Source organism: Pseudoglutamicibacter cumminsii, from assembly GCF_003143995.1.
GTDB classification, from domain to species: Bacteria; Actinomycetota; Actinomycetes; order Actinomycetales; family Micrococcaceae; genus Pseudoglutamicibacter; species Pseudoglutamicibacter cumminsii_B.
In genome coordinates this window covers 1-12,013 of record NZ_QFWG01000002.1, presented here as the reverse complement: position 1 = coordinate 12,013, position 12,013 = coordinate 1, and the positions used below count along the sequence as shown (strand labels likewise).

The following is a 12,013-nucleotide window of genomic DNA, read 5'->3' as shown; positions in this document are numbered from 1 at the left end:
ACGGGACAAACTGGGACCGCCCATCCAAACAATCCACAGTCTCTTTTATTCTACGGAACCCCGCCATAGGCTCTTCACATGCACACAACCCCTCACGCCGCCCCAGGCGCTCCGCAGGCCTACGGGCAGGGCACTAAAAAACAGGTCTTCACGTGGTCGCTGTGGGACTGGGGCGAGAACGTCACCAACTCCATCATGCTCACGTTCGTGTTCACGGTTTACCTGACGTCGGAGTCGTTCGGTGACCCTGACGAGAACGCGTCCCAGCTTTCGCTCGCGGTCGCGTTGACGGGTGCGGTGATCGCGCTGACGGCGCCGGTTTTGGGCCTGCGGGCTGACCGCAGCGGTAAGCGCAAACAGTGGCTCGCGTTCCACACCGGGATGATCGTTCTCGCGACTGCGGCGTGCTTCTTCATCAAGCCGGAGCCTGCGTATTTGTGGCCAGGGATCCTCTTGATCTGCGTTGCTACGTTCTTCAGCGAGATCGCGAACGTGAACTATTACGCGATCCTCCCGCAGATCGCCCCGAAACATAAGATCGGCCGGATCTCCGGTATTGGGTGGGCGTTCGGTTATCTGGGTGGCATTGTTGCGCTCGCGGCGGTTTTGTTCGTGTTCGTGCAGCCGGTGGTTCCGTGGTTCGGTTCAAATCCCGATGAGGGCTTCAACATCCGCATGGTCGCTGTGTTCTGTGCGGTGTGGATGGCGGTGTTCTGCGCCCCGATGTTCTTCAGCGTCCCGGAGATCCCTGCGGTTCCGGGGCCTAAAGCGAGCTGGCGTGAGTCATATGTGATGTTGTGGCGCAGCATCAAGAGCTTGTGGCACAAGGACCGGCCGACGGTGTGGTTCTTGTTGGCGTCTGCTATTTACCGGGATGGTTTGGCGACTGTTTTCACGTTCGGTGGGATCATCGCGGCCACCGTTTTCGGCATGGATCAAACCGAGGTCATTCTGTTCGCGCTGGTTGGCAACGTGGTTGCGGCTACGGGCGCGATCATCGGCGGCTGGCTTGACGATGTGGTGGGCCCTCGCGCCGTCATCATGGTTGCGTTGATCGCGCTGATCGGTGCGGGCCTGGGTGTTTTGTTCTCTCAGGAAAGCTGGCAGTTCTGGGTCTTCGGACTGTTCCTGTGCCTCCTGGTCGGGCCAGCACAGTCGTCCTCGCGCGCACTGCTTGCGCGCCGCACCACCGAACACACCGCGGGTGAGATTTTCGGCCTGTACGCGACCACGGGCCGCGCCGTCACGTTCCTCGGCCCCGGGCTGTTCTCGGCCTCGATCTACGTGGCTTCGAAGGTCATGGACAACATGGGAGCGGATGGCAGCGCAACCCGCTACGGCATCATAGGAATCCTGGTGATTTTCGTGGTCGGCATCGTGCTGTTCTCGATGGTTCCAGGGATCAAGCGGGAAGACACGACCACGCGCGCGGCCTAGGGCGAAGGAGCTGCCGCGCCGGAGTGACGGGGCCTACTCCCCGCCTACTCCCCCGCCGCCTAGTCTTCGATGCGGGTGCGGTGGAAGTTCAGGTGCGAACGCGATGCGGTCGGGCCGCGCTGGCCCTGGTAACGGTTGAGGTACGGGCCGGTGCCGTAGGCGTGCTCGGCTGGTGAGGACAGCTGGAAGAAGCACAACTGTCCTACCTTGGAGCCTGGCCACAGCATGATCGGCAGGGTCGACATGTTGGAAAGCTCAAGGGTCACGTGTCCCGAGAAACCTGGGTCGATGAACCCTGCGGTCGAGTGGGTCAGAAGGCCGAGCCGACCGAGCGAAGATTTACCTTCGAGGCGGGCGGCGACGTCACCTGGCAGGGTCACTTTTTCATAGGTGGCTCCCAGAACGAACTCGCCCGGGTGCAGAATGAACGGCTCGTCTGGTTCAACTTCGACGAGGCGGGTCAGCTCAGCCTGTTCAGTCGACGGGTCGATGTACGGGTACTTGTGGTTGTCGAACAACCGGAAGTAACGGTCCAGGCGTACGTCCACGCTCGAAGGCTGGATCATGTCCTCGCCTCGCGGTTCGAGCGCGATCTTCCCGGAATCTAGGGCTTTACGAATATCACCATCTGAGAGCAACACACGCTCAGAATATCGCGTAGCCACCATTTCTCGCATTTTCCGGGCCAATTTGAAAGCTGGACCGCGAACATCTGACATAGTGAAGATCTGACATAGTAAAAGGTGCACGCAACAAAAGGTGTCCGTGCGATGCGCGCGGTTCACTTCACCGGAAGGATCGGCTCGTGAAAGGTAGGCACGCCGCCGCGACCGCGAGGACTGTGCCGCGGTGGGCTCTTCCCGTGGGTGTGTTCCTTGCCGTTCTCGCGCTGATCCTCGTGACCGTACTCTCCCGCTCTGGTGGCCAAGCAACCAACGATGCTGAAACCAGCCCAGCGGCAACGTCACCTGACGCGAAGCAGCCAGCCGCAGCCAGCGCATCGGACGCCACAGAAAACAAGCCAGCCGACGCCGACAAGACCCCTTCCAAGGGGAGCATCGCGGGACCGAAAATCAGCGCGGCTCCATCCGCATCATCGTCAGAAAAGCCTTCCGAGTCCGCTTCGACGAAGGAACCAGGCGAAAGCGAAAAACCCTCAGAAAGCGCGGAAGACCGCAGCCCCGAGATCCCGAGCGACCCCAACAACATCAAGGTCCTGGCCAACAAAAAGCGGCCCCTCGAACCGTTGACATACGCGCCTAAAGACCTCGTCCACATCGGCAGCGGGCAAAGCATGCGAAGCGAAGCCGCACAAGCTTTCAAAAAGCTACGCAACGACGGGGCGGCATCCGGGGTGAACTTCCACCCCGTGAGCGGCTACAGGTCCTACAACCAGCAAGCCGCAACCTACAACCACTGGCGGGCCACGTACGGCCAACAACACGCGGACTCCGTGTCCGCCGCACCAGGAACCAGCGAGCATCAACTGGGCCTCGCCGTCGACGTCTCCGACGGGATCTGCAACCTGCGGCGCTGTTTCGCCACCACGAATGCCGGGCAGTGGGTTGCGCGGAACGCCCACAAATACGGGTTTGTGATCCGCTATCCCGACGGGAAGACCGACGTCACCGGATACTGGTACGAACCGTGGCACCTGCGTTACGTCGGAACTGAGCTGGCGCGCGAACTCACCTCGAAAGGGCTGACCCTCGAGGAGTACTACAAGTGGAAACCAGGCAAGTAAGGGCCCGACGCGTGCCCGCGGGTAGATCCAGCACGAACGAACCCGGTAGGTTGGAACCATGAGCACCAATGAGCCAGAAAAGAACGAACAGCCAGAGCAGCCGGAAGTGGATGCGCAGCAGGATGCGCAGCCTCAGCAGGAGCGCGGCGAGCGCATGCTGGATGAAAGCGAGCTCGAGCCGTTCAACGACATCGAACGCGTGATTGTTGACGGCGCGGAAGGGAAACTGGAAAGCAACGAGGTCCTGTCCAAGATCGCTGCCGCGAACTTGTTCTTCCTGACCGAAGAGGAAGTCACGGACGAACAGCAGGTTGTTCAGCCGCTACTGCTCAAAGGACCTGACGAGAAGGTTGTGCTTGCAGTTTTCACGCACCCTGCGCGCGTGGCACAGCAGTTCATCGATATGGCTCCGTACGCGGTCCGCATGCCGGGGTTGCAGGCGTTCCACCAGGCAGTTGGCGTGGGTATCGCGATCAACCCGGGTCACCCGATCGGGCTCGTGCTGGATGCCGAGTCTGTTGAAAACATCCGCGAAGTGCTCAACAGCTAGCCACCTACCGGTTCTGGCGTGGGAGCACCAGCGGCGGCCGAAACACGTTTTGGAAAACACGGCGTCGCGTGCCAGAATCGGAGAGTTCACCAAGCGAGTTCACCTACATGTGGTGAACGATGCGGGTGTAGCTTAATGGTAAAGCTCTTGCTTCCCAAGCAAGCGACGCGGGTTCGATTCCCGTCACCCGCTCTCTTTATTTCTAAGAACGTTTCTCGCTCGGCCCCAGGTCCATTCGCTGGCCTGGGGCCGAACTGTTTTAAGTGGGAGCTGCTTTCACGTGGGCATTGTTTCTAGGCAGGAGATTCAGCCCGGCTGGCTCGTTCAAAGCGGGACCCTCGGAGTTACTACAACCGCTTTGTGTTAGTCGTCACGTTTTACTGCTAGCATTCTCCCAATCACTCATTCGTATTCGTAGTTCCATTTCTTAGTTCCAAGGACGCATCATGGCTACCAACCTTGAGAAGGACGGCACCGCCGGCGCCTCAACCAAGCTGAAGCTAACAAAGGGGAACCGCACCGCCCTCATGGGCGCGATGTTCCTCATGGCGACCTCCGCCATCGGCCCTGGCTTCATCACTCAGACCACCAACTTCACGGTCCAGCTGGGTGCGGCGTTCGCGTTCGCGATCCTCGTGTCCATCCTCGTGGACATCGCGGTTCAGCTGAACGTGTGGCGCATCATCGGTGTCTCCGGGCTGCGCGCACAAGAGATCGGCAACAAGGTCCTGCCCGGTGTGGGCTGGTTCATCGCCGTCCTCGTGTTCATCGGCGGGCTTGTGTTCAACATCGGCAACATCGGTGGTACCGGCCTGGGTGTCAACGCGATGTTCGGTTGGGATCCGCGCATCGGCGGCGGTATCTCTGCGGCGATCGCTATCCTGATCTTCTTGTCCAAGCGGGCAGGTATGGCGTTGGACCGCATCGTGGTCTTGCTCGGCGCGATCATGATCCTGCTGATGCTCTACGTCACCATCGTGTCTGCCCCGCCAGTTGGTGAGGCGCTCAAGAACACTGTGATGCCTGATCAGGTCGATTTCCTCGTCATCACAACGCTCATCGGCGGTACCGTTGGCGGTTACATCACGTTCTCGGGCGCGCACCGCATGATCGATTCCGGCATCAAGGGCCCTGAGGCGATCCGTCAGATTACTATGAGCTCGGTGCTCGGCATCATCGTGACCGGTATTCTGCGCGTGCTTTTGTTCCTCGCGATCCTCGGCGTTGTTGCAACCGGCGTGACGCTGGCGCAAGACAACACCGCGGCTGACGCGTTCTACCACGCGGCCGGCGAGATCGGTCTGCGCATGTTCGGTGTGATCCTGTGGGCGGCAGGTCTGACGTCCGTGATCGGCGCGTCCTACACGTCGGTTTCGTTCATCACTAAGCACGATTCGAGCCCTCGCCTGCGCAACATCCTCACCGTCGCGTTCATCGCTGTGTGCGCGGTCGTGTACCTCATCATCAACCAGGCGCCACAGACCCTGCTGATTTTCGCTGGCGCATTCAACGGTTTGATCCTCCCGATCTCGATGACGGTGTTGCTCTACGCTGCATGGGCACGCCGTGATCTGCTCAACGGCTACAAGTACCCAGCGTGGCTGTTGTTGATCGGCGTGTTTGCTTGGCTGCTCACGCTGTTCCTCGGATGGAACTCGCTCGGCGGGCTCGCCAAGCTCTGGGCATAAATAGCTAGGGCCTGATGCGTGAGAGCATCAGGCCCTACGCTTTTAAACAAGCGGACGAGTAAGCAGGCGGACGAAGGAGAACACATGAACGCGACTCCAGTGAACAGCGCAGAAGCACACAGCAGTGCTGGCGACGATGTGGCACGCTTGACCCCGGCGGAAGCCCGCACGCTCTTCCGCGAAGGTCTGCGGAGGCCAACCGCAGGTTTCAGTGACGGTTGGGCGCAAGCCAACCTGCTCATCGTGCCCAAGGACCTGGCGTTCGATGTTTTGCTGTTCGCGCAACGCAACCCGAAGCCGTGCCCTGTGCTCGGGGTTCTTGAGGCTGGCGCGACCACGGGGCCGTTGCTGGCCGGGGGCGATATCCGAACCGATGCGCCGTCCTACACCGTGTACCGGGACGGGGAGCTCGTGGATACGCCGTCGGATGTTCTGAAGTATTGGCGTGATGACCTCGTGACGTTCATCATCGGGTGCTCTTTCACGTTCGAAGCACCGTTGCTGGAGGCGGGGATCCCGGTGCAGCACATCGAGCAGGGCTGCAACGTTCCGATGCACAGCACGAGCATCGAGTGTGAGCCTGCGGGACGGATGGCGGGGCCGCTCGTGGTTTCGATGCGGCCCATTCCTGCGGATCGGGTGGCCGATGCGGTGCGGATCAGCTCCCGCTACCCCGGCGTGCACGGAGCGCCAGTGCAAGTGGGGCACCCGGAAGCGATCGGAATCAAGGACCTCGCGGAACCTGACTTCGGGGACCCCGTGGACATCCCTGACGGCACGGTCCCCGTGTTTTGGGCATGCGGCGTGACCCCGCAGGCAGCCGTTATGGCGTCGAAACCCGAGTTCGCGATCGGTCACGGCCCCGGGCACATGCTCATCACCGACCTCAAGAACATCGAGCTGCAGGTTCCTTAAGGGCGGGGCGCCGCTGGCGAGGTCAGTAAGTGCGCGGCGGCCGGGGCGGGAGGCTAGAACGCCTCAGACCCGATCTTTTTGGCTATCCGAATCAGCTCCGCAATTTTCTCTTGCGGGAACTGCGTTTTCCGATAGACCACGTCAATCGTGTTCTGAAAGACCTCCTCCTGCAGCGGCCGATACACCAACCCGTCGTACACTCGCTGTTGCGCCGGTACGCCATCACCCTGGCCTGTTTCGAGAGCCTCCGGCGGCGCAATATTGCTGACCGCAACCCCCAGACCCCGGCGAACAAAAGAGCGGATCGCTTCCCAGGAAGTGAAACGCCACGTCGGTGTGATGTCAACGCCAAGACCCTGAGCCTTCTGTACAAAAGGCCGCTGAACTTCCGGTGGATCCAACATGATCATCGGAGTCAGCGCTAAGTCCTTGATGGAAACTCGGTCTTCAGCGGCCAACGGATGCCCCTCGGGTAAAACAGCTTTGAGCCGGACTCGCCCCACAACCTCAACTTCCAGGTCCGCCCGGGTTCGTTGTTGCCCCAGCACTAGTGCGGCATCCAGTTTTCCTTGGGCAACCGCATCCTCCAAACCGCGCGGGTTTGTCTCACTAAAGCTCAGTTCAACCTCTGGATGATGCTGCACGAAATGCGCGGCAATATCGGGGAAATAGAGGACGAAAGTGGTCTGCATTCCGCCGATCTTCAGGGGGCCACGTAGCCTATCTCCAGCAGACTTCGCTTCCTGATGCGCTTCCACCATGGCCGTCAGCACCCCTCGAACACGTTGCGCGTATCGCTCCCCGGCCGGAGTAGGAACCGAGCGTTGACCCTTGCCTCGGAGGATCAACTGCGTCCCGATGTCTTTTTCGAGAGCCGCTATCGCGTTCGAAATATTCGCTTGCGTGACATGGCAAGCCTCTGCAGCGGCGTTCATCGAGCCATGATCAACCACCGCTAGGAAATACTCGAGCTGCCTGATCGTGATGTGCAAACCATCCATATATAAAACTTAGCTATATTGATTGAAAAAATAAATAGTTTGAAATACCTCTCGACCGAACGGAGACTTGAAAGCACCCATGTGACACAGGCCACATTCGTTTTGAGGAGGCATAGTGCGTTCCCTGCACATCAACCCAGATACCGGCTTGCCGCGCTGCGATGAGACCGTCAACCCAGCTAGCATCGACAACCCAGGCATGCGAGTCGTCACCCTCGGAACTGCAGGCGGCCCCCGCTACTGGAAAAACAACATCCGCAACCGGTACGGAATCTCAACCGCGGTCGTCGTCGATGACCGCTTCTACCTCGTCGACGCTGGTAGCGGAACCGGTCGTCGCATCCGCCAATCAGGGCTCGACTTTAGCCAGCTCGCAGGCTTCTTCTTGACCCACATGCACTCCGATCACACCGTGGACCTCCCAGGGCTCCTCGTATTCGGACTGTACGCATTCGACACCGACCGGGACGCTCCGCTCCCGCTCTACGGTCCTGGCGACCGCGGTGCCCTGCCACCTGTGTCACCTTTGGCCACGAACCCACCGCAGCCGGTCGCACCCAACAACCCGACCCCGGGTATCGAGGACATGCTCGACTCGCTCTTCGCGGCGTACGCGACCGACCTCAACGACCGCGTCATGGATTCCCTTCGCACTCCCCCAACCGATATCTTCAAGGGCCACGACATCGAGATCCCCGAAGAAACCGGATACCACCCCAACGACAATCCGACGCCCGATATGGAACCGTTCGTCATCTTCGAAGACGACAAGGTCACAGTTTCTGCGATCCTCGTGGAACACCCACCCATTGCGCCGGCATTCGCTTTCCGCTTCGATTCGAAATATGGATCCGTGACCATCAGCGGCGACACCACCGAAACACCCAACATGGTGCGCCTCGCTAAGGGAACCGACCTCCTGCTGCACGAAGCGATCGACTTCGGCTGGGTTGAAGAAGTCTACGCTCACGATGACAGGCCCAAAGTGCAAGCCGGCCGCCAACACCACTACAAGTCGCATACCTCCGTCGAAGGGGCCGTCCGCATCGCGCAAGAGGCCGGCGCCAAGCGGCTTGCCCTTCACCACATCGTCCCCGGAAACAGTGATCCCAACATCTGGGCCTACGGAAAGTCACAGATGGGCGACGCATTCTTGATCCCTGATGACCTCGACATCATCGAAATCACCCACACCGCATCGAAGTAGAGGTTCCTCATGACTACGAATTCCACTGCCACAAACTCAGGCGAGCCTCAAACAGCAAGTGACGGCACTCAGACCAGCCTGCGCACCAAAGACATGAAGGCAATCCTCGCCTCAAGCTTTATCGGCTCGATGATCGAGTTCTACGACTTCATGCTCTATGCGACGGCTTCATCCATCGTTTTCGCGCACCTCTACTTCGCAGACCTCGGTCCCGGCCTAAGCCTCTTCGCATCCTTCACCACACTCGCTGTCGGTTACCTTACGCGGCCCCTCGGCGGCATCATCTTCGGCCACTTCGGCGACCGAATCGGCCGTAAAACAGCGCTTGTAACCACCATGATCATCATGGGCGTCGTGACCGTACTCATCGGCCTTATGCCATCTACGGCGCAGATCGGCGTGATCGCTCCGATCTCCTTGTTGATCCTTCGCATCATCCAGGGCATCGCGGTCGGCGGCGAATGGGCCGGCGCAGCTCTAATGGCGATCGAGCATGCTCCCGCCAATAAACGCGTCTTCGCCGCATCGTTTGCGAATGCCGGTGGACCTGCCGGCGCAATTCTCGCGACATTGACGATGTCGCTCATGTCTGTTCTGACGGGCGACGCCTTCATCGAGTGGGGCTGGCGCATCCCATTCCTGATCTCCGGCGCCCTGATCGCCGTGGGCCTCTACATCCGACTCAAAGTCGCTGAAACCCCAGCCTTCCAGAAGATGGACAAAGAAGCCCACAAGAAAAAGGCACCGCTGGCCGAAGTCATCAAGAACTACAAGAAGCCAGTCATCGTATCGCTCGTCGCTGCGATCACGGTTTATATAACCCAGTCCATCACCACTGTGTGGGGTGTGTCCGTAGCAGTCGAAGCAGGCAACGACCGCACAACTGTTCTGAACTGGAAAGCCATCGCTGCAATCGTCACGCTATTTGTAACCTTCGCTGCCGCCCGCCTCGCCGACTACGTAGGTCGCCGACGCATGCTCGTCGCTGCTTGCGGCCTTGCCGCCGTCTCAGCCCTACCTCTCACACATCTGATCGGCTCGGGCGAGATGGGCAAGTATGTGTTCGCAGCTATCCTCGGAAACGGCATCATCCAAGGCCTCGTGTACGGTCCGATCGCCGCCTACGTCGCCGAGCTTTTCTCAGCATCTATCCGCTACACAGGCGCATCGCTTGGGTATCAGCTCGCCTCAGCACTCGGGGCAGGCCTTACCCCAATGATCGCCACCGCGCTCGTTCACTGGAGCCCATCCGGCGGTCTCTGGGCCCTCGGCGTCATCTGGGGAGGCGTCGCGTTGATAGGTGCTCTCACAGTCGCCTTCTACAAGATGCCGGAAGACGTCCACACCGGCGCCATGGATGAAATCCGCGCCGCCAAGAAGGTCACAGCTCAGCAAGCGGAGGCGACGCAGGCGTAGGCGATGCATAACTTAGCCGACTCACGCCTCAGCCGACGCGGACGGGTAGGTTTAGATGAGCCTCAGACGGGGCTGAACGCTGAACCTACCCGCCTAGCTGTGTAAGGAGACCATGATGGGCAACGTTTCGGCGATGCTTGGCGTGCTATCCGGTTTCACAGCTATCTGGGTTGTGATCCTGGTCGGCTACGTTGTCGGACGCCTCAACGTCCTAGGCCCCGAGGGCCGGTACGTTCTCAGCCGGCTCACGTTCCTCATCGCGAACCCGGCCCTGCTGTTCCAAACGATCGCGCGCGCCGACATCTCCGTGATCTTCGGGCCGCAAGTGTTCATCGCGGCGATCAGCGCATTCATCGTCATGGCTCTCTACATGCTCATCGCGCGCCTCGCCCTCAAACGTAAATCAGCAGAACTGACGGTCGGTGCGCTGTCCGCCGCCCAAGTGAACGCCGCTAACCTCGGCATCCCCATCGCGATCTTCGTGCTCGGCGACGCCACCTACTCCGTGCCGGTCCTGCTGTTCCAGCTCGCGATCCTCCAGCCGCTCTCCCTCATCTGCCTCGATGTTCAGACCCAACGCGTCGGCTCCGGCGTGGTCGGCGCGCTCAAAGGCATCGCAACCAACCCGCTGATCCTCGCCTCACTCGCCGGCGTCATCGTAGCCACCACCGGAGCCACCATCCCAGAAACCGTCATGAACCCCATCGAAATCCTCGGTGGCGCCGCGGTCCCGGCGATGCTCATGGCGTTCGGAATCTCGCTCGTGGGTTCCAAGCCGCTCCAGCACGGCAGCGGCCGCCGGATCGACGTCATGCTCGTGCTCACCTTCAAACTCATCGTGCACCCGTTGATCGCGTGGTTCCTCGCCGCCGTCGTGTTCCAGCTCGACTCCGCCGGCATCTTCATGGCCGTAATCCTCGGTGTGCTCCCCACCGCGCAACAGTCAAAGCGCGCGCAATCACAAGCAAGTCCCGGCCAGCGGCTGTTTTGGGTCGTTGTGTAGTGAACTGGGTGACCCGTCTTGAAGCATGCACCAAACAGCGTTGATGTTTCGTGTCAGGCCACTGAGTAGGTAAAGCTTTCGCGAAACCAGTCCCGCCGTCAGACACGACCATATAAGGAACCGCGATCCGCTTCATCAGCCCCTGGTACGCCCCGGAGTGCTCAGTCTTAGCGAGATACCAGCCGAGGACGTGCTGAGGTGTAGACGCAATCAAAACAACAGCTTGACGCCCCAGGTAAATACCATCGATAAACACCACAGGGTGAACTTCATCAACGGTTGGGAACACCGGCCACAAGTCCCAACACCAGGCAGTGTGACGACGGAAGGTACGTCCTCCGCCAGGCATATCCCGCATCAAAGTACGACCCAGCAGCCATTTCATGAATTGTTTGAACTGGTGCGTACGCTTGTCGATTTGTTGCACTTGAGAAATGCCACAAACCCGGCAACGCCAACGGGTTTTACCAGAACTGGTGTGACCGCCACGATGCAAACGACGACGACAAAAAGGGCAGTGAGGAACGTTCATTCAGCCAGACTGGCAAAAATGAAACCTTAAACACGGGTAATGCGCGTAAACACGGGCAACGAACGCTATTTATGCCACACATTTTGTCCAGGTAACAAGTTTTGTGGGTAAAAGATGAAACCCGATTCTGCCGCGTAAACACAGGGGAAAACCGGGATTTTTGCCACACATTCGGGGGTGCGGACGGAATCTTGGAAGGATTCTGTTCGTGAAAGTTGTTTATACGCCCGAGCAGCGTGCGAGAGCTTTGGCAGTTTATCGTCGTACTCAGTCGGTGACGAAGACGGTTCGTGTGCTGGGATATCCCGGTCGGTGGACGTTGTATTCATGGTTGAGGAATCCTCAGCCTAAGGGCCGTAAGCCTAGGAGAAGGCGGCCTGTTAAGCGGTATTCGTTAGAAACTAAGATTGGTGCTGTCGAGCTGTTTGAAGCTGGTTGGCGGCCAGAGGATATTGCTCGTGAGTTAGATCTGACGTCGAAAATGTCGGTTTATCCGTGGGCGAGATCTTACCGCGAGTCA

At 59.6% G+C, this 12,013-nt stretch carries 12 protein-coding genes and 1 tRNA gene; 10 read left to right on the top strand and 3 right to left on the bottom strand.

Annotated features, from left to right (window positions below; translation table 11 throughout):
• Positions 1 to 78: 78 nt before the first annotated feature.
• Positions 79 to 1,437: an MFS transporter gene (locus CAY35_RS01820; RefSeq protein WP_109303088.1), complete on the top strand. Its 1,359-nt coding sequence runs from the start codon at positions 79 to 81 to the stop codon at positions 1,435 to 1,437.
• A gap of 59 nt (positions 1,438 to 1,496) precedes the next feature.
• On the opposite strand, the gene dcd is transcribed toward CAY35_RS01820, so the two are convergent.
• A complete protein-coding gene (gene dcd, locus CAY35_RS01815) occupies positions 1,497 to 2,078 on the bottom strand; it encodes a dCTP deaminase (RefSeq protein WP_101630305.1) in 582 nt (193 codons plus the stop codon).
• Between the two features lie 164 nt (positions 2,079 to 2,242).
• Here dcd and CAY35_RS01810 point away from each other — a divergent pair, with 164 nt between their 5' ends.
• The 5 genes from CAY35_RS01810 to CAY35_RS01790 all read left to right on the top strand — a co-directional run bounded on the left by CAY35_RS01810 (position 2,243) and on the right by CAY35_RS01790 (position 6,334).
• Complete coding sequence (locus tag CAY35_RS01810) at positions 2,243 to 3,181, top strand: M15 family metallopeptidase (RefSeq protein WP_146191891.1); 939 nt, start codon at positions 2,243 to 2,245, stop codon at positions 3,179 to 3,181.
• A gap of 58 nt (positions 3,182 to 3,239) precedes the next feature.
• Positions 3,240 to 3,731 carry an SseB family protein gene (locus CAY35_RS01805; protein WP_109303086.1) on the top strand — a complete coding sequence of 164 codons (492 nt, stop codon included), beginning with the start codon at positions 3,240 to 3,242 and terminating at the stop codon, positions 3,729 to 3,731.
• Between the two features lie 121 nt (positions 3,732 to 3,852).
• Positions 3,853 to 3,923: transfer RNA gene (locus CAY35_RS01800), tRNA-Gly, on the top strand.
• A gap of 254 nt (positions 3,924 to 4,177) precedes the next feature.
• Positions 4,178 to 5,419: an NRAMP family divalent metal transporter gene (locus CAY35_RS01795; RefSeq protein WP_375231733.1), complete on the top strand. Its 1,242-nt coding sequence runs from the start codon at positions 4,178 to 4,180 to the stop codon at positions 5,417 to 5,419.
• Between the two features lie 84 nt (positions 5,420 to 5,503).
• On the top strand, positions 5,504 to 6,334 hold the full coding sequence (locus CAY35_RS01790) for a putative hydro-lyase (protein ID WP_109303085.1): 831 nt from the start codon (positions 5,504 to 5,506) through the stop codon (positions 6,332 to 6,334).
• A 53-nt stretch (positions 6,335 to 6,387) separates the two neighbouring features.
• On the opposite strand, the gene CAY35_RS01785 is transcribed toward CAY35_RS01790, so the two are convergent.
• Positions 6,388 to 7,326 carry a LysR family transcriptional regulator gene (locus tag CAY35_RS01785; protein WP_181377445.1) on the bottom strand — a complete coding sequence of 313 codons (939 nt, stop codon included), beginning with the start codon at positions 7,324 to 7,326 and terminating at the stop codon, positions 6,388 to 6,390.
• 124 nt (positions 7,327 to 7,450) lie between these two features.
• Here CAY35_RS01785 and CAY35_RS01780 point away from each other — a divergent pair, with 124 nt between their 5' ends.
• The 3 genes from CAY35_RS01780 (at position 7,451) to CAY35_RS01770 (ending at position 10,961) form a co-directional block, all read left to right on the top strand.
• Positions 7,451 to 8,542 (top strand): MBL fold metallo-hydrolase, encoded by a 1,092-nt coding sequence (locus CAY35_RS01780; protein ID WP_258265587.1) that lies wholly within the window; start codon positions 7,451 to 7,453, stop codon positions 8,540 to 8,542.
• Between the two features lie 9 nt (positions 8,543 to 8,551).
• Positions 8,552 to 9,958, top strand: a complete 1,407-nt coding sequence (locus CAY35_RS01775) for an MFS transporter (protein WP_109303083.1) — start codon at positions 8,552 to 8,554, stop codon at positions 9,956 to 9,958.
• Positions 9,959 to 10,070: 112 nt separating this feature from the next.
• The gene (locus CAY35_RS01770) at positions 10,071 to 10,961 is read left to right on the top strand and encodes an AEC family transporter (RefSeq protein WP_109303082.1); all 891 of its coding nucleotides are present in this window, start codon (positions 10,071 to 10,073) and stop codon (positions 10,959 to 10,961) included.
• Here CAY35_RS01770 and CAY35_RS09980 read toward each other — a convergent pair.
• Positions 10,861 to 11,310 (bottom strand): transposase, encoded by a 450-nt coding sequence (locus tag CAY35_RS09980; protein WP_375231741.1) that lies wholly within the window; start codon positions 11,308 to 11,310, stop codon positions 10,861 to 10,863. The two genes, CAY35_RS01770 and CAY35_RS09980, sit on opposite strands and share 101 nt — an antisense overlap.
• A gap of 391 nt (positions 11,311 to 11,701) precedes the next feature.
• Here CAY35_RS09980 and CAY35_RS01760 point away from each other — a divergent pair.
• The coding region (locus tag CAY35_RS01760) for a terminase gpP N-terminus-related DNA-binding protein (protein WP_219930433.1) at positions 11,702 to 12,013 on the top strand (312 nt) is incomplete at its 3' end.

Coding starts and splice junctions, on each gene's coding strand:
- CAY35_RS01820 (WP_109303088.1), top strand. CDS start 79: ATGCACACAACCCCTCACGCCGCCCCAGGCGCTCCGCAGGCCTACGGG.
- CAY35_RS01795 (WP_375231733.1), top strand. CDS start 4,178: ATGGCTACCAACCTTGAGAAGGACGGCACCGCCGGCGCCTCAACCAAG.
- CAY35_RS01790 (WP_109303085.1), top strand. CDS start 5,504: ATGAACGCGACTCCAGTGAACAGCGCAGAAGCACACAGCAGTGCTGGC.
- CAY35_RS01775 (WP_109303083.1), top strand. CDS start 8,552: ATGACTACGAATTCCACTGCCACAAACTCAGGCGAGCCTCAAACAGCA.
- CAY35_RS09980 (WP_375231741.1), bottom strand. CDS start 11,310: ATGCCTGGCGGAGGACGTACCTTCCGTCGTCACACTGCCTGGTGTTGG.
- CAY35_RS01805 (WP_109303086.1), top strand. CDS start 3,240: ATGAGCACCAATGAGCCAGAAAAGAACGAACAGCCAGAGCAGCCGGAA.
- CAY35_RS01770 (WP_109303082.1), top strand. CDS start 10,071: ATGATGGGCAACGTTTCGGCGATGCTTGGCGTGCTATCCGGTTTCACA.